Genomic DNA, 16,025 nt, shown 5'->3' on the forward strand with positions numbered 1-16,025 from the left:
CGACCGGTCACGCAACTGGCATTCCGGCGCCAAATCGCCTATGTGGCGGTGATGCTCGACACCGTATCGCCGCCCATGCCCATTCCGGGGCATATCGACCCCGTGCCCGTTCCCCGCGCCCCTGCCGCGCGGACGGATGGCCGTATCGACCTGGTCGGGCAGTCGCGCGATGCGATCCGCGCGGCGCTGGAGGCTGCCGGGCTGGAGCCGAAACAGGCCAAATTGCGCGCGAAGCAGATCTGGCACTGGATTTACAATCGCGGCGCAACCGCGTTCGATCAGATGACCGACATCGCCAAGGCGCAGCACCCGTGGCTGGCCGAACGGTTCGTGATCGCCCGGCCAGAGGTGGTGGAGGCGCAGGTTTCGTCCGACGGCACGCGCAAATGGCTGCTGCGGTCGGATGACGGGCAGGATTACGAAATGGTGTTCATCCCCGATGCCGATCGGGGAACGCTGTGCGTGTCGAGCCAGGTCGGCTGCACGCTGAACTGCCGGTTCTGCCACACCGGAACCATGCGGCTGGTCCGCAACCTGACCGCAAGCGAGATTGTCGGGCAGGTGATGCTGGCGCGCGATGCGCTGGGCGAATGGCCGAGCCAGCCCGAGGGGCGGATGCTGACCAACATCGTGATGATGGGCATGGGCGAGCCGCTGTATAATTTCGACAATGTCCGCGACGCGCTCCACATCGTCATGGATGGCGACGGCCTTGCCCTGTCCAAGCGGCGGATCACCCTGTCGACCAGCGGCGTCGTGCCGATGATGGCGCGGGCTGGCGAGGAAATCGGCGTGAACCTGGCGGTTTCGCTGCACGCCGTGACCAAGGAGGTGCGCGACGAGATCGTGCCGCTGAACCGCAAGTTCGGGATCGAGGAACTGCTTCAGGCGTGCGCCGATTATCCGGGCGCCAACAATGCCCGCCGCATCACGTTCGAATATGTGATGCTGAAGGACAAGAATGACAGCGACGCCGATGCGCGCGAACTGGTTCGCCTGATCCGCAAATATCGCCTGCCGGCCAAGGTCAACCTGATCCCGTTCAACCCCTGGCCCGGCGCGCCTTACGAATGTTCGACCCCGGAGCGCATCCGCGCGTTTTCGAACATCATTTTCGAGGCGGGGATTTCCGCCCCCACCCGCACCCCGCGCGGCCGCGACATTGATGCGGCGTGCGGCCAGTTGAAGACCGCGGCGGAAAAGAAGAGCCGGGCGGAACTCGATCGGCTGGCCGAGGAAAAGCAGGCCGCGCTCGGCTGAACGCCGGGCGGCGCTTACTGGCCCGCTACCGCCGTGTTGGCGCTGTTCTGCCCCTCGTCGAACTGCGACAGCGCTTTGGTCGCAGCATCGCCGGCCGGCTTCCCACTCCCCAGCGTCGCGGCGGCGGTCCAGGCGGCCTTGGCCTTTTCCTCATCGCCGGTGACCGCCCAGATATTGCCAGCCTCCAGCTGAACCGAGGCGTCGTCGGGCGCCAGTTCCAGCGCCTTGTTGATGTGCTGCACCGCCATCGGCATTTCGCGCAGCCGCCGCGCAAGCGTCGCCGACAACAGCCATGCCAGCGGATCGCGGTCGGCCAGCTTCAATGCCTGATCAAGATCGGCCCGCGCGCTTTCCGGTTCGCCCTGCGCCACCCGGATCCGCGCCCGGTCCAGATGCGCCTCGCCAAGCGCCGATCCGCTCAACAGGCCGCTCGCCAGCGCAGCGTCGATCGCCGATCGCGCGCGACCCAGATCGCCCGCGGCGGCCCAGGCATTGGCGGCCTGGGTCCAGTAATTGCCGGTCAGCCGCTCCTGCGCCAGTTCGGCGGCACGGGCCGCGCTTTCAAAGGTTTCGGCCGCGCCCCGATAATTGCCCCGATTGCTGTACGCCATGCCCAGGCATTGCTGGGCCAGATAACCGCCGCCCGCCAGCCGCCAGTCGACCGCTTCCTTTTCGGCGGCATCGGGCTGTTCGGTGGCCAGGTCGACGCACCGTTCATATCGCGCCCGATCCGCTGCGCTGGGCGTCGCGGCGGCCTGAATGGCAATCAGCAGGGGCAGGATCATCGGGGGTTGCTCACATCCTCGATCGCGCGGCAGATCATCGCGATGTCGCTGTCGCGGGACAGCCGGTGGTCGCCGTTCTTGATCAGCCAGGTCTGCACCTCGGCTGAACGGAGTTGCCCGGCCAGATGCACGGCGCGTTCCCATGGCACATCGGGATCGGCCTGACCCTGCACGATGCGCACCGGGCAATCGACGGGAATGGTGCCATGGGTGATCCGGTTCGCCTCGCCCGATGACCAGAAGGCGCGGGTGAACACCGTGGGTTGCGGCGAATAGGGGGAGGGCCGTTCGACGCGCCCTTCCTGAAGCAGGGTCAGCTTTTCGTCCTGTGAAAAGCCCCAGTCGGTGAAATCCGGCGCAGGCGCGATCAGGACCATGCCCGCCACCCGGTTGGCCCGTTCGCGTGCCGCAAGCAGCGCCAGCCATCCGCCCATCGACGATCCGACCAGGATCACCGGGCCGGTCGCCACCCGGTCGATCATCATCAGCACGTCGTCGCGCCAGTCGGCCAGGGTGAAATCCTCGAACGCGCCCTCGCTCGCCCCGCAGCCCCGATAATCGAACCGCAGCACCGCCTGACCCCGCGCCATCGCCCATCGTTCGATGGCGACCGCCTTGGCCCCGGTCATGTCGCTGGCATAGCCGGGCAGAAAGACGATGGTCGGCCCGGTGCCCGGGCGGTGGAAAAAGGCGATGCGTGCGTCGGTCATGGGCCAGCGATGCGGGGTCGCGCCGGGCGGCGCAACCCCTGTTCGTTCACTTGGTCAGGAATGCCTGCAGCTCGCGGGAAAAGGCTGCGGGCTGATCGAGCATGATGAAGTGCCAGCTGTCCGCCACGGGCACCAGCCGGGCGGGCGATCCGGCATATTCGCGTTCCCACAGGGCCTTGGCCATCGGTCCCGCCCCGGTTGCGTACAGCACGGTGAAGGGCGCCGTGATCGCGGACAGGCGGGGGCGCATGTCGAGCACGACATCCTCATACGTCGCCTGAGCCACGACCCGCGGGTCGGCCATGCGCGACCAGTTCGCAACCTGAATCCGGCCGGCGGGGGTGATGGACCAGATGCCGCCCGGATCGCTGGTCACCGGGGTGGAGGCGGCGGGCATCGCCCCGGCGGCAATGGCGGCGCGCACGCGCTGCGCCTGACCCTCTGCCGTCGCCGCGTCGGATGCGCCGAACAGCGCGCCGAAAAAGGGCAGGGTGTCGACCGCCATGATCCGGCCCGGCAACGCGGGATGATCCGCCGCCAGCTTCATCGCGACAAGGCCGCCCAGCGAATGACCGATCACCGCCGGCTTGTTCAGCTTTTCGCGGGCGGCATAGGTGGCAAGGTCGGCGACGATGCCGTCGATGATGCCGGGGGACAGGTTCTTGCCCGGATCGTCATTGGCAAATCCGTTCACCTGAACCAGCAGGACGCGGTGCGTCTTGGCCAGGTCGGGGGCAACGCCGTCCCATACGGCGCGGGGGCTGGCCATGCCGGGGATCAGGATGACCGGATCGCCCGTACCCATGCTGGTGATCGAGATATGGTCCATGCGGGTTTCGGGCGTGGCAGGCTGGGCCATGGCAAGGCCGGGCAGCAATGCGGCGAGCATCAGGGTGATGAGGTGGCGGATCATTGGGCGTCCTCCCTGGACGGATTGGTGAAAATCGATTCGATCGGCAGGTCGAACAGATCGGATATCCTGAAGGCGAGCGGGAGCGAGGGGTCGTAGCGGCCGGTTTCGATGGCGTTCACGCTCTGGCGCGACACCTCCAGCCGTTCCGCAAGATCCTGCTGGCTCCAGCCGCGTTCGGCGCGCAGCACGCGGAGGCGGTTCTTCATGCCTCGCCGCCCGCCCGTTCGCGCAGGGCCAGGACGCCCTGGGTGATGCCCCAGCCTGCACACCACAGGACGAACGCCCAATAGGCGGGCAGGTGCGGCAGGACGCCGCCATCCTCCAGAAAGCCCCAGACGGTCGTCACCGCCAGCATCAGGCCGGTGCCGCCAAGCATCGCGGTGACCATCGTCTGGCGGACATATTCGTCCGTGGTTTCGACGATCAGCCGCCCGATCACCCAGAGTAGGACGACGATGGGCAGGGCGGGCAGCACCGACAGCAGGACAAGGGCCGCGCCCTGCGGGTCCCATTGCCGGATCGCCCAGTTGGCGAAGAACAGGGCAGCCATATAGGCGGCCATGGTTGGCATGAAGCGGCGCAGATAGCGGCGCGTGGCGGCTGGCACTTGGCCCATGTGGAAACCTCCCTTTCCGAATCGACAAGGGAGCTTTACATTTACCTACCGCGTCATGTCAAGTCAGCTTTCCATATTGGAAAGCCTGCTGTCCAGGCTGGCGACCATGCCTGCTGCCATCAGGCTGAGCGTGTCGTCGCGGGCGCCCATCACCACGATCCGGTCGCCGGGGCGGGCGAGCGCGACCAGCGTCGCGGCGGCATCGTCGCGGACGGGAATGTGGCGGGCGTCGCGGCCGTGCGCTGCCACATCGGCGACGATGTCGGCGCTGGTGACGTCGCGCGACACGGTGCCGCCCTGATAGACGGGGTCGGGCAGGACGAGCACATCGTCGGGCGACAGCCGGTCGGCGAACATGGAGACCAGTTCGGCACGCATCACCCGCAGCGGGCCATAGCCGTGCGGCTGGAACAGGACGAGCAGGCGGCCGGGAAAGGCGTGCAGCGTGTCGAGCGTCGCGGCGATCTTTTCCGGGTTGTGCCCGAAATCGTCGATCACGGTCACGCCACCTGCTTCACCCACCCGGTCGAACCGGCGACGAAGGCCGGTAAAGCCCTGAATGGCCGCAATCCCCTCTGCCAGCGGCACCCCGGCGGCCAGGGTTGCCCCCAATGCCGCCAGCGCATTGGCGATGTTGTGGCGGCCCGGAACGGACAGGGTGACGCGGCCCTCCGCTTCCCCCGCCGCAACCAGATCGAAGGCGATGGCAAAGGGCTGTTCGGCGATGTTCCGTGCCGACAGGTCAGCCTCGCCCTCGATAGCAAAGGTCAGGGCCGCTGCGGGTGCGCGGGCGTCGAGCAGTGCCATGGCCTCTGCATCATCGGCATTGACCACGGCGGTGCCCGCCCCGGCGATGAAATCCCCGAACAGGACGCGCAGTTCCTCCATCGATTTGTGGTCATGGCTGACATTGTTGAGCACCGCGATGTCGGGGCGATAAAGCGCGATGGAGCCGTCGCTTTCGTCCACTTCGGTAACGAACGGGTCGCCCTGCCCAACCAGCGCGCTGGCAAAGGGGGCGTCAGCGGTGGCGAAGTTCTTCATAACCGCGCCGTTCATCACCGTCGGATCGCGGCCGGTGCTGTGCAGAATATGGGCGATCATGCCGGTGACGGTCGATTTACCGCTGGTGCCCGCGACACCGATGCGAAGGCGGCTGTCGTTGAACAACCGGCTGAGCAGTTCGGCGCGGGTCATCCGGGCACAGCCGAGTTCGGCGGCGCGCACCATGTCGGGCACCGTCGCCTCGACCGCGGCGGAGGCAATCACGACCTGATCCGGCGAGACGATCCCGCTGCCATCCTGGGGGTGAAGTGCGATGCCCAGGGTGCGCAGGGCATCGAACTTGGCGGGCACGCGGCCGGCATCCAGCCCACGGTCCGATCCCGCCACTGTCGCGCCGCGCCCGGCCAGGATCATGGCGAGCGGCATCATCCCGCTGCCCCCGATGCCGACCAGATAGTATGATTTGCCGTTATCCATCATCGCGGGCTATCGGGGGAATGGATGGGGGGCAAGCCATGGCGATCCCCCATCGGGTCACCCTGAACCTGTTTCAGGGTCCATCGTGCCCCGGGCGATGCAGTGGCTTGCGGCGGGGTGGATGCTGAAACAGGTTCAGCATGACGACATGGGTTTTGGAGCGAGAAAAGATGCGGATCGGAGTCGTTGCACCTGCGCGAAGGGTCAGCGAGGAAGGGTCGTTGCGGATGCGTGCGTTCATGGCGCTGCATTTTCCCGCGCATGACCTGATCTTTCACCCGCAATGCTTCATGGAGGCCGGGCATTTTGCCGGGACCGACGAGCAGCGGGCGGCGGCGTTTCTGGAGTATGCCAATGATCCGTCGATCGACGCGATCTGGTTTGCGCGCGGCGGATACGGGTCGAACCGCATCCTGGACCGGGTGATCCCCGAATTGAACGATGCGGCGCGGGCCAAGACCTATATGGGATTTTCCGACATGGGGTTCCTGCTGGGTGCGCTGTATGCCCGGCGGATCGGACGGCCGGTTCATGCCAGCATGGCCAGCAGCCTGGGCCGCAACGATACGGGCGAGGGCGCCGGATGGGCGCTGGGCTGGCTGATCGACCGGGATCGGCGCGCGCTGGAGCCGAGCCTGGCCGACGGGCGGCCGGCGGCGGCGTTCAACCTGGCCATCCTGGCGGCGATGATCGGCACGCCGTGGCTGCCCGACCTGACCGACCATGTCCTGATGATCGAGGAGGTGGACGAACCGCTGTACCGGATCGACCGGATGCTGTTCCAGGTCGCCAACGCAACCCAGCTGAAGGGGATTGCGGGCATCCGGCTGGGCGCGGTGACGGCGGTGGTCGAAAATGACGTGCCGTTCGGCGAAAGCGTGGAGCAGATCGTCGAGCGATGGTGCCGGGCGATGGAGGTGCCGTTTCTGGGCCGGGCCGAGATCGGCCATGTCGAATTGAACCGCGTGGTGCCGTTCGGCGTGGCGTGAACGGTTGACAGTTTTGACACATTCGATGGGTATTCGGGCGTCAGCCAATGCGCAGCGCCCGCACGGTGGCGGCAGCGCGGCGATGGCGCGGCGATGGATAAGGCCGGGGTGCGGCGCGCTGTGTGAGGTCGCTGAGGAAGCATCCCCGGCACGCTAAACCGCCGGGCGCGTGTAGGACAGGCCAGCCGCCCCGCCATTCGGGGATGAAGGCCGGTCAGCCGAAGGATTAGCCGGTTCGCAGCGGCGGATCGCCGGCCGGGCGGGCAGGCACGTCGATAGCCCGCAGCGTGTAGCGGCCGGGCGGCAGGAGCAGCGCCACATCCTCACCCGGCCGCACGGCGACCGTGTCCATCGGCACGGCAGTCACGGGTTCCCCGGCCAGCCGCGCCTCGATCACCCGCCACCCGGTAAAGGGACGCATGGCGGGGACATCCACCCATTGATCGCCAAGATCGCGCCGCCAGACGGGGCGGCCCCGTTCGAACCGCGCGGTCGGATGATCGACCACCAGATCGAAGCGGCCGGCGGGTTCGTCCGCCGGCAGGACGGCCAGTCGCGTCGCATCGCCGCCGCCGCGACACGTCGTCTGCGATATCGTCAGCGGGTCGATCCCGGTCTGCTGTTTCAGCCGGGCGGCCATCCAGACAGTGCCATCGGGCATCGGCACTTCGCCCGCATGGGAATAACCGACATGGACCAGCAGCTTGACCGAGGGATTGACCGCGATGAATGCGGCCAGCGTGCGCGCCTGTTCCGCCTCGCGAAAGGCGATGGATTGTTCGCGCGTCATCGGCCGGGCCGAGGGCGGCGATCCGGCCTCGTAAGGCAGCAGGCGATAGCCGAGGCGCTTGGCGATCCGTCCGAACCGGCCAAAGCCGGATTCGCCAAGATAAAACCCGTCCTCATTGCTGAAATAGGGCAGCGCCGGTTCGCGAAGAAACGGTGCGCGATGCCGGAGCGGCGCGGCGACGCCCGAATTGTCCAGCGCCTCCATCGCCAGCACCGTATAGCCCAGCGGGCGCAGCCGGGCCGCAACCTCTGCCGAAAAGCCGCGATGTTCGGACCGCTCATGGCTTTCGTTGATGATGACGATGGACGTGTTGCGCGCCCGTTCGGCGATGGCGTCGAGCGCCGGACCCGTGGCCGGTGCGGGTGCGCAGCGCGTGGCGCGGTAATCGTCGCTGGATGCGGCGATCAGATCTTCTCGACCGAACAGCGACAGCATCTGGCCATTCTGGCCGGTTGCGGTCGGCAAGGCGGGGTCGATTGCCGCCAGTAGACTGAACTGGAATCCGGCTGTGGTGTCCGCAGCAGGCACCGGCGCGTAATCGACCGCGCCATCGAAAAGGACCGCCGGTTCCGGCGGGGCAGCGACGCCGCCGGGGGCGATCCCCACAGCGATGGTCATGGCCAGCAGGCGAAGAGCGGAGCGCATTGGCCCAGCTTATCGCACCACTGCTCCCTTACAAGGGGTGAGCGCGGCCTAGCAGCATTGTGCTGCCGGGCGGGCGACGGGAGTTGCCGCCCCGCGCCGTTCCAGGAACAGCGACAGGCCGAAGATGGCAAGGCCGCCAAGCGCCAGGCCTGCGCCGACCCAGCCGGTCGAGGTCCAGCCATAGCCCGCCGCGATGGCCGCGCCGCCGAGCAGCGGGCCAAGGGCGTTGGCGACGTTGAACGCGCTGTGATGCAGGGCCGCGGCCAGCGTCTGCGCCTCACCCGCCACGTCCATCAGCCGCGTCTGCAGCACGCTGCCCAGGCCGCCGCCCATGCCGATCAGGAACACCGACAGCGACAGCGTGACGATATCGCCCGCCGCAAAGGGATAGAGCGCCAACGTCGCCGCACTCCACAGAAGGAGGCCGATGACGGTCGGCACCAGCGCCCGGTCGGCCAGCCAGGCCGCGCCCAGATTGCCGATCATCATGCCGGTGCCAAACACCGCGAGCACGGCCGGCACCCATGCGGCGGAGACGCCCGTCACCTCGATCATCGTGGAGGCGACATAGGTATAGACGGCAAACATGCCGCCAAAGCCGATCGCGCCGACGCCAAGGGTCAGCCACACCTGCGGCTTGCGCAGGGCAGCCAGTTCGCGCAGCGGGCTGGCCCCCGCCTGCGGCCGATCCTGCGGGGCGAAGCGCCAGACCATCGCGGCAGTGATCAGCGCGAGCACCGCGACGATGCCAAAGCCCCAGCGCCAGCCCAGCCACTGACCCAGCAGATTGGCGGCGGGCACGCCGATGATCGTCGCGACGGTCAGGCCCGACAGGACGAGCGCCACCGCCTGTGCCCGGCGATTGGCGGGGACAAGGCCGGCGGCGACCAGCGCGGCAACACCGAAATAGGCGCCGTGCGGCAGGCCGCTGAGAAAGCGGAACACCAGCATCCAGTGATAATCGGGGGCAAAGGCGGACAGGCCGTTGGCAAGCGCGAACACCGCCATCAGGCCGATCAGCAGGGTGCGCCGCGCCACGCGGGCCGACAGGACGGCGATGACCGGCGCGCCGACCACGACGCCCAGCGCATAGGCGCTGATGACATGACCGGCGGTCGGTGCGTCGATCCCCAGCCCTTCGGCGAAATAGGGCAGCAGGCTCATCGCCGCGAATTCGGTGGTGCCGATGGCAAAGCCGCCCATCCCCAGCGCCAGCATCACCAGCGCGACGGGCGCGGTGCGGGCGGCGGGCGAGGCCGTTACGGGGGAGGGAGCGGACGAACGGGGGGCGGTCATGGCCGAAACTCTGCTGCGATGCACAATCGCGGCAGATGGTAGCGGTCACAACCGATGGCAAGGCCGGAGCGGCGCGGATACGTATGCGCGCGAATCGCAGGGCGCGGCCCCCCGATGTGCTCAGATCAACGGGCCGTTGGCGACCGGTTCGCCGAAATCGGGGGTGCCGTCGGGGCGGTACCGGATCGGTTGCACCCGCGCATGGCGATTGGGGTCGAACAGGGGATTGCCCGCAATCTCCCGATAGTCCCGGCCGTGATAGACGAGGAGGTCGCGCCCCCGCTCGTCCACGACAAAGCTGTTATGGCCGGGGCCATAGACGCTGTTCCGATCCGACGAGGCGAACACCGGGACGGGCGATTTGGCCCAGTTGCCCGCGTCCATGATGTCGGCATCGGCGCGGGCGGTGAGCATTCCCATGCAGTAGCGCGCATCGGTGGCGCTGCCCGAATAGGTGAGGAACAGGCGGCCGTTGCGGGCAAGCACGGCCGGTCCCTCCGCCACCTTGTACCCCTGCACCTCCCATTCCAGGGTCGGTACGGTCAGGCGCACCGGCGGCGCGGCCAGCGTGGTCGGCGTGTCGATGGGCGCCAGATAGAGGTTGCTGTTGGTGGCGATGCCCGGTTCGGTCTGTGCCCAGCACAGATAGCGGCGGCCACGATGCGCAAAGCTGGTGCAGTCCAGCGTGAAGCTGTCCCATGGCGTTTCAAGCTGGCCGAGCAGCGACCATTTGGCGTTGGTCGGATTGCTGTCGGACGAGGCGAGGACATAGGTGCGGATGCGGAATTTCTGATCCCCGTCGCCGGCGGCGAAATAGATGTGCCAGCGGCCATCGAAGAAATGCAGTTCCGGCGCCCAGATATACCCGGCCATTCGCCCGCTGGCCGGGCGTTGCCAGATCACGACCTCTGGCGCGGTGGCAAGGCCCGCAATGGTGCGCGCGCGGCGCAGGACGACCCGGTCATATTCGGGCACCGATCCGGTGAAATAATACCATCCGCCCTGACGCAGGATGTGCGGATCGGCGCGTTGCAGGATCAGCGGGTTGGCTGCCCCGCCCTTGCGCGCCGCCGCAGCGCCGGTGGATGAAGCGCCCATGCCGACCGGCAGGGCAAGCCCGGCGGCCAGGATCTCCCTGCGCCGCATGATGAAATCCGCTCCCATATCGTGAGTGTGCCGTGTCGGGCGGCGGCGGGCAAGGTTTGTCGGACAAATGAAGGGTGCAAACAGCCTGCTTGCCACTTTGCCCCGCGCGCGGGCATAAGCCGCGCGATTTATCCACAGTGCAACGAAAAGGGTTTCCCCCGTGTCCGAGATGTTCCGCATTACGCTGCCCGACGGTTCCGTCCGTGAGGTAGCCCCGGGGACTACCCCGGCGGACATTGCCGCCGCGATCGGGCCTGGCCTTGCCAAGGCGGCGATGGCCGCGCGTGTCGATGGCGAGGTGCGCGATATCATGCGGCCGTTCGAGGGCGATGCGCAGCTGGCGCTGATTACGGCGAAGGACGAGGCGGACGCGCTGGAACTGGTGCGGCACGATTATGCGCACATCCTGGCCGAGGCGGTTCAGGCGCTGTATCCCGGCACGCAGATCACGTTCGGTCCGGCGACGGATGACGGCTTTTATTACGACGTGAAGGCACCCGCGACGCGTGAGCCGTTCGGCATGGACGACCTGCCCGCCATCGAGGAAAAGATGCGGGAGATCATCCGCGCGGACAAGCCGCTCAAGCGCGAGGTGTGGAGCCGAGAGGCGCTGATCGAGAAGTGGCGGGCCGAGGGCGAGACGTTCAAGGCGGAATGGGCCGCCGAACTGCCCGAGGGCGAGGAGCTGACGGTTTACTGGTCCGGCGGCGACTGGCTGGACATGTGCCGGGGGCCGCATCTGGCCAGCACGGGCAAGGTGGCGGCAGATGCTTTCAAGCTGACCCGCGTGTCGGGCGCGTACTGGCGCGGGGATCAGAAGAATGCGCAGCTGACGCGCATTTATGGCACCGGCTGGCTGAACAAGAAGCAGCTCGACGCGCATCTGACCAAGCTGGAGGAAGCGGCCAAGCGCGATCATCGCCGGCTGGGCGCGGAGATGGACCTGTTCCATCTGCAGCAGGAGGCGCACGGGTCGGTGTTCTGGCACCCCAAGGGATATCTGATCTGGCGTGAGCTGGAGGCGTATATGCGCCGCGCGATCGACGCTGCCGGATACCGCGAGGTCAAGACGCCGCAGGTGATGGACGCGCGCCAGTGGGAACAGTCGGGCCATTGGGGCAAGTATCGCGAGAACATGTTCGTCATCCCCGACGAGGTGCCGAACGTCGATGACGAAGGGCCGATCGTTTCCGACGATGCGGACTGGATGGCGCTGAAGCCGATGAACTGCCCGGCGCACGTCCTGATCTTTCGCCAGGGGATCAAGTCGTACCGCGACCTGCCGATGCGGTTTTATGAGAATGGCTGCTGCCACCGTAACGAGCCGCACGGCGCGCTGCATGGCCTGATGCGGGTGCGCCAGTTCACCCAGGACGATGCCCATATCTTCTGCCGCGAGGATCAGATCGTCGCCGAGGTGCAGGCGTTCTGTGAACTCGCCGACCGTATCTATCGCGATTTCGGCTTTACCTATTCCATCAAGCTGGCGCTGCGCCCCGAAAAGCGGTTCGGCAGCGAGGAGATGTGGGACAAGGCCGAGGCGGAACTGCGCGATGCCGTGGTCCGCGCCGGGCTGGCGACCGAGCAATATGGCTGGGAGGAACTGCCGGGCGAGGGGGCGTTTTATGCCCCCAAGCTGGAATGGCACCTGACCGACGCGATCGGGCGGACCTGGCAGGTCGGTACGATCCAGTCCGACCGGGTGCTGCCCGAACGGCTGGACGCCAGCTATGTCGCCGAGGACGGCGAGCGGCACCGGCCGGTGATGCTGCACCGCGCGATCTTTGGCAGCTATGAACGGTTCATCGGCATCCTGATCGAGCATTTCGCCGGGCGTCTGCCGGTGTGGCTTGCCCCGGTTCAGGCGGTGGTGGCGACGATCGTGTCCGATGCCGATGATTATGCGCGCGAGGTGGCCGAGGCGCTGAAGGCGGCGGGCATCCGCACCGATACCGACCTGCGCAACGAAAAGATCAATTACAAGGTGCGCGAACACTCGCTGGCCAAGGTTCCGAACCTGGTCGTGGTCGGCAAGCGCGAGGCGGAGGAGCGCACCGTGGCGCTGCGCGTGCTGGGCGGCGAGGGGCAGCGGGTGATGCCGCTGGATGATCTGGTCGCGCTGCTCAGCGGCGAGGCGACACCGCCGGACCTGCGCTGAGCACGCACATCGCGTAAACCGGCGGCGGTGCCACGAATAGGTGCCGCTGGCGCAGCCAGCCGATCGCACCGCCTGGTTGCCGCTGCTGAAGCCAGCTGCGTTCGACCCGCCAGTCGCCGAAACCGGCGGCTGTTGCGGCGGCGGCACATCCGCGTTCGCCGATCAGCAGGACCCGGCCGTGTCGCTGACCCCGATCGGCCAGCGGCAGCGCCCGGACCGCGGGAACGAGCGCCAGGAACCGGGCCGTGCGCGCCTCGACAAACAGGGGGGCGGGCGTCTGTTCGATCCAGCGCGGGGCGGCTGCGGCCTGATCCCACAGCCCCGCCCGGTCATGAACGGCGGCCAGCCCCTTGAGCAGGATCAGCGCGCCGATCACCACCGTCAGGCTGCGGTAGCGGGGCCAGAGCCGGACGGAGAGGATGCCGAAGAACAGGCTGGCCGTCGCGGCGACGGGCAGGAACATCCGCGGCTTGGGATCGACCGCCAGGCCATAGGTCAGCACGCCGAACCACAGGATCGCCATCGCCGCGAACAGCCTGAGCACGCACTCTGCACGGCCCGAGGCACGCAGCCAACCCGGGTGAAGCAGCGCCAGCGCAGCCCCGCCCAGCAGGGTGATCGACACGCCGGGGTGCAGCACGAAGTTCAGCAGGCCGTCGATCAGCCAGTGCACCTCAATCCCCAGCGGCCGACGCCATCCCCCGATATATTCCGGGTTGAACAACGGGCTGTGCGACGGATCGACGCCCGGCAGCAATTCGGTGGACGGGATGGTCGTGTGGCCGAGCGACAGCCGCCATGGCAGCAATGGATCGCCGGCGGCGATGCCATAAATGGCGGCTTCTGCCATGCTGGGCAGGGCCGCTGCGCCGATCAGCGGCAGGAAAAACCGGCGATCGGCGGGGCGCAGCAGCGTCAGACCGGCCAGCGGGAGCAGCGCCAGCGCGGTCGGCCGCGCCTGAATGGCCAGCCCGACGGCCAGCCCGGCGGCGATCGCCCAGCATTGCCGGCGGTCGTCCATCAGCCGGACCGCGCACCCCATGGCAAGCAGCGTGAACGCCAGTTCCGGCATGTCGATGTTGAGTTCGGTCATCCCGCTGGTGAACACGGGCGTGAGCGCAAGCGTCGACCCGGCGATGATGCCCGCCCGCGCCCCCGCCACCCGCCGCACCAGATCGGTCAGCAGGGCAAGCGCCGCCAGCGCATAGGCCAGCGGCGCGGCGGCAAGCGCCAGCTGCCCCTCGCCCAGCAGGCGCAGCGACAGGCCCGTCGGCAGCACGATCGGCCAGCGTCGCCACCAGTGATCGACGGGCAGGCACGCGCCATGTTCCGATGCGCATCGCGCCGCGACCAGATAATGATATCCATCGCCGCCTCCGCCCAGATAGCCGGTCGGATTGATCGCCGCGAGGGCGAGCGCCAGCAGCAGCACGGCCAGCACCGGCACAATCCCGGATGATCGGCCCGTTCGGATCGGGGACAGGGGGGCGGAAGGGGGCAGGCGCATTTCCTGAACGGCAACGGACGAATGCCCCTGGGGTTAGTCCATCATGGCTAATGCCCGGTTAAGCGCGCCCGGCGTGCCCTGACCCGGCGCTTGCCTGCAACCCCGCAAGTTTCCTGTGCACGCCCGGCCTGCTCGACGAGCCGGGACCACGGACGCCAGCGCTGAGCCAGTGGCGTTTGGTCAGGGCCGCCATCCTGCGAAGTCGGCATCGAATGGACACGAATGGGACGGTGCGCCGGACATGAAAGGTTTCAGTTATGTTAAGATTGTGCTCTATATTTGTTACACATGCAGAAATTCTCACCCGAATGGATCCTGCGTCGTCACCTTCAGATCATTCTGATCCTGGTCGCGGCCCATATTGTTGTCGGCATTTTCGCCGCGATGGGCCGTGCCGGGTTGCTGGGCATGTCGCGTCTGTTCCGGCTATCGGGTGAAGCCAATTTCCCCTCGCTGTTTTCCGCCGCGGCATTGTGTGCGTCCGGTGTCGTCGCGGGCGCGGTCGCGCGGCGGACCGAGGGGCATGCAAGACTTGGCTGGAACCTGATCAGCGTCTTTTTCCTTATCCTCGCCGTCGACGAGGGTGTCAGCCTTCATGAACAGCTGAACCGGGTTGAGGCCTATCTGGACCCGCGGCTGTCGTTCAAACTGTTGGGGGTAAGCCTGTATTTGCTGGCAGGCCTGACCCTTGCCTGGTACCTGTTTGGCTGGTGGCGGACATTGCCCCGGCCGTTGGGGCAACGCCTGCTCGGTGCCGCACTCCTCTACGCCGTGTCGGCCGCGGGCGTGGAAGTCATCGAAATCCAGATCTTGCCCAATGCGGGACTTGATGAGTTTTCCTGGCCCGCAACGCTCCTGTTTGCCATCGAGGAAGGGGGCGAGATGGTGGCGGGGGCGTTGTTTCTCCACATCTTCCTGACCCGCTTTGTCCAGCTTGGTGGCGGGACGATCGGGGTTTCCATCGTGGCGAGCGATCACTCTCCGGAGCGGGAGCACGGGAAGGTGGAAGGGGTCACGCGCTTTTCCTGAACGGCGAAGGGCGGGATGCCCGTGGCATCGGGCCATCATGGCCAATGCCCGGTCAAGCATGCCCGGCCCGCTGTCCGCGGCGGCCCTTCTCATTTGCCGTGTTCAACGCTATGTATCGCGCCGAAGTGTAAGAACGAAGGAGCTGTTTCTATCCGTCCTCCCCTGACCCGGCGCTCGATGCAGGCGCCCGTACCGCTTAACGGCCCGCGGTATAATGAATTCATTCAGTCGCCCAAGGTGCGCGTCATCGACGAGAATGGCGAAAATCTCGGCGTGATGTACACGCGTGAGGCGATGGCCCAGGCCGCGGAGGTCGGGCTCGATCTGGTTGAGGTGTCCCCCAATGCGGACCCGCCGGTCGCCAAGTTCCTGGATGTCGGCAAGTTCAAGTACGAGGCCCAGAAAAAGGCCAATCTCGCCCGCAAGAGCCAGAAGACGCAGGAGATCAAGGAGATCAAGATGCGTCCGAACATCGACGATCATGATTATGATACGAAGATGAAGTCGATCCACAAGTTCCTGGGCGAAGGCGACAAGGTCAAGGTGACGCTGCGCTTTCGCGGCCGCGAGCTGAGCCATGGCCAGCTGGGCATGCGATTGTTGCAGCGGGTGCAGGAAGATTGCGCCGAGGATGGCAAGGTCGAAGCCTATCCCCGGATGGAAGGGCGCCAGATGCTGATGGTGCTCGCGCCGAAATGA

15 protein-coding genes are annotated in these 16,025 nt (G+C 67.0%); 5 read left to right on the plus strand and 10 right to left on the minus strand.

Annotated features, from left to right (window positions below):
• Positions 1-75: 75 nt before the first annotated feature.
• The gene (gene rlmN, locus NYR55_RS09120) at positions 76-1,260 is read left to right on the plus strand and encodes a 23S rRNA (adenine(2503)-C(2))-methyltransferase RlmN (RefSeq protein ID WP_260021614.1); all 1,185 of its coding nucleotides are present in this window, start codon (positions 76-78) and stop codon (positions 1,258-1,260) included.
• A 14-nt stretch (positions 1,261-1,274) separates the two neighbouring features.
• On the opposite strand, the gene NYR55_RS09125 is transcribed toward rlmN, so the two are convergent.
• The 6 genes from NYR55_RS09125 to NYR55_RS09150 form a co-directional block, all read right to left on the minus strand.
• The gene (locus tag NYR55_RS09125) at positions 1,275-2,045 is read right to left on the minus strand and encodes a tetratricopeptide repeat protein (RefSeq protein ID WP_260020942.1); all 771 of its coding nucleotides are present in this window, start codon (positions 2,043-2,045) and stop codon (positions 1,275-1,277) included.
• Complete coding sequence (locus NYR55_RS09130) at positions 2,042-2,755, minus strand: alpha/beta hydrolase (protein WP_260020943.1); 714 nt, start codon at positions 2,753-2,755, stop codon at positions 2,042-2,044. The genes NYR55_RS09125 and NYR55_RS09130 overlap by 4 nt, the downstream gene beginning before the upstream one ends.
• Before the next feature lie 46 nt (positions 2,756-2,801).
• Positions 2,802-3,668 carry an alpha/beta hydrolase gene (locus NYR55_RS09135; RefSeq protein WP_260020944.1) on the minus strand — a complete coding sequence of 289 codons (867 nt, stop codon included), beginning with the start codon at positions 3,666-3,668 and terminating at the stop codon, positions 2,802-2,804.
• Complete coding sequence (locus tag NYR55_RS09140) at positions 3,665-3,874, minus strand: helix-turn-helix transcriptional regulator (protein WP_260020945.1); 210 nt, start codon at positions 3,872-3,874, stop codon at positions 3,665-3,667. The genes NYR55_RS09135 and NYR55_RS09140 overlap by 4 nt, the downstream gene beginning before the upstream one ends.
• Positions 3,871-4,284, minus strand: a complete 414-nt coding sequence (locus NYR55_RS09145) for a hypothetical protein (protein ID WP_260020946.1) — start codon at positions 4,282-4,284, stop codon at positions 3,871-3,873. Before NYR55_RS09145 ends, NYR55_RS09140 begins: the two co-directional genes overlap by 4 nt.
• A 63-nt stretch (positions 4,285-4,347) precedes the next feature.
• The gene (locus NYR55_RS09150) at positions 4,348-5,766 is read right to left on the minus strand and encodes a Mur ligase family protein (RefSeq protein ID WP_260020947.1); all 1,419 of its coding nucleotides are present in this window, start codon (positions 5,764-5,766) and stop codon (positions 4,348-4,350) included.
• Between the two features lie 170 nt (positions 5,767-5,936).
• On the opposite strand from NYR55_RS09150, the gene NYR55_RS09155 reads away from it, so the two are divergent.
• On the plus strand, positions 5,937-6,755 hold the full coding sequence (locus NYR55_RS09155) for an LD-carboxypeptidase (RefSeq protein ID WP_260020948.1): 819 nt from the start codon (positions 5,937-5,939) through the stop codon (positions 6,753-6,755).
• A gap of 226 nt (positions 6,756-6,981) precedes the next feature.
• On the opposite strand, the gene NYR55_RS09160 is transcribed toward NYR55_RS09155, so the two are convergent.
• The 3 genes from NYR55_RS09160 to NYR55_RS09170 all read right to left on the minus strand — a co-directional run bounded on the left by NYR55_RS09160 (position 6,982) and on the right by NYR55_RS09170 (position 10,632).
• Entirely contained in the window at positions 6,982-8,190 is a 1,209-nt protein-coding gene (locus NYR55_RS09160) for a hypothetical protein (RefSeq protein ID WP_260020949.1), read from the minus strand.
• Positions 8,191-8,238: 48 nt separating this feature from the next.
• The gene (locus NYR55_RS09165; RefSeq protein ID WP_260021616.1) at positions 8,239-9,408 is read right to left on the minus strand and encodes an MFS transporter; all 1,170 of its coding nucleotides are present in this window, start codon (positions 9,406-9,408) and stop codon (positions 8,239-8,241) included.
• Positions 9,409-9,606: 198 nt separating this feature from the next.
• Positions 9,607-10,632 (minus strand): glycoside hydrolase family 43 protein, encoded by a 1,026-nt coding sequence (locus NYR55_RS09170; protein WP_260020950.1) that lies wholly within the window; start codon positions 10,630-10,632, stop codon positions 9,607-9,609.
• Positions 10,633-10,792: 160 nt separating this feature from the next.
• On the opposite strand from NYR55_RS09170, the gene thrS reads away from it, so the two are divergent.
• Complete coding sequence (thrS, locus tag NYR55_RS09175) at positions 10,793-12,790, plus strand: threonine--tRNA ligase (RefSeq protein WP_260020951.1); 1,998 nt, start codon at positions 10,793-10,795, stop codon at positions 12,788-12,790.
• Here thrS and NYR55_RS09180 read toward each other — a convergent pair.
• Positions 12,756-14,231, minus strand: a complete 1,476-nt coding sequence (locus tag NYR55_RS09180; protein ID WP_260020952.1) for a glycosyltransferase family 39 protein — start codon at positions 14,229-14,231, stop codon at positions 12,756-12,758. The two genes, thrS and NYR55_RS09180, sit on opposite strands and share 35 nt — an antisense overlap.
• A 354-nt stretch (positions 14,232-14,585) precedes the next feature.
• Here NYR55_RS09180 and NYR55_RS09185 point away from each other — a divergent pair, with 354 nt between their 5' ends.
• Both NYR55_RS09185 and infC read left to right on the plus strand, forming a co-directional pair.
• Positions 14,586-15,326, plus strand: a complete 741-nt coding sequence (locus NYR55_RS09185; protein WP_260020953.1) for a hypothetical protein — start codon at positions 14,586-14,588, stop codon at positions 15,324-15,326.
• A 177-nt stretch (positions 15,327-15,503) separates the two neighbouring features.
• Entirely contained in the window at positions 15,504-16,025 is a 522-nt protein-coding gene (infC, locus tag NYR55_RS09190; protein WP_260020954.1) for a translation initiation factor IF-3, read from the plus strand.

The organism is Sphingomonas sp. BGYR3 (genome assembly GCF_025153455.1).
GTDB lineage: Bacteria > Pseudomonadota > Alphaproteobacteria > Sphingomonadales > Sphingomonadaceae > Sphingomonas.

Bases quoted from the DNA above. Each gene is read 5' to 3' on its own strand.
- NYR55_RS09160 (WP_260020949.1), bottom strand. From the start codon at position 8,190: ATGCGCTCCGCTCTTCGCCTGCTGGCCATGACCATCGCTGTGGGGATC.
- NYR55_RS09170 (WP_260020950.1), bottom strand. From the start codon at position 10,632: ATGCGGCGCAGGGAGATCCTGGCCGCCGGGCTTGCCCTGCCGGTCGGC.
- NYR55_RS09145 (WP_260020946.1), bottom strand. From the start codon at position 4,284: ATGGGCCAAGTGCCAGCCGCCACGCGCCGCTATCTGCGCCGCTTCATG.
- NYR55_RS09150 (WP_260020947.1), bottom strand. From the start codon at position 5,766: ATGGATAACGGCAAATCATACTATCTGGTCGGCATCGGGGGCAGCGGG.
- rlmN (WP_260021614.1), top strand. From the start codon at position 76: ATGCCCATTCCGGGGCATATCGACCCCGTGCCCGTTCCCCGCGCCCCT.
- NYR55_RS09185 (WP_260020953.1), top strand. From the start codon at position 14,586: ATGCAGAAATTCTCACCCGAATGGATCCTGCGTCGTCACCTTCAGATC.
- NYR55_RS09155 (WP_260020948.1), top strand. From the start codon at position 5,937: ATGCGGATCGGAGTCGTTGCACCTGCGCGAAGGGTCAGCGAGGAAGGG.
- infC (WP_260020954.1), top strand. From the start codon at position 15,504: ATGCAGGCGCCCGTACCGCTTAACGGCCCGCGGTATAATGAATTCATT.
- NYR55_RS09130 (WP_260020943.1), bottom strand. From the start codon at position 2,755: ATGACCGACGCACGCATCGCCTTTTTCCACCGCCCGGGCACCGGGCCG.
- NYR55_RS09165 (WP_260021616.1), bottom strand. From the start codon at position 9,408: ATGCTGGCGCTGGGGATGGGCGGCTTTGCCATCGGCACCACCGAATTC.
- NYR55_RS09135 (WP_260020944.1), bottom strand. From the start codon at position 3,668: ATGATCCGCCACCTCATCACCCTGATGCTCGCCGCATTGCTGCCCGGC.
- NYR55_RS09140 (WP_260020945.1), bottom strand. From the start codon at position 3,874: ATGAAGAACCGCCTCCGCGTGCTGCGCGCCGAACGCGGCTGGAGCCAG.
- NYR55_RS09125 (WP_260020942.1), bottom strand. From the start codon at position 2,045: ATGATCCTGCCCCTGCTGATTGCCATTCAGGCCGCCGCGACGCCCAGC.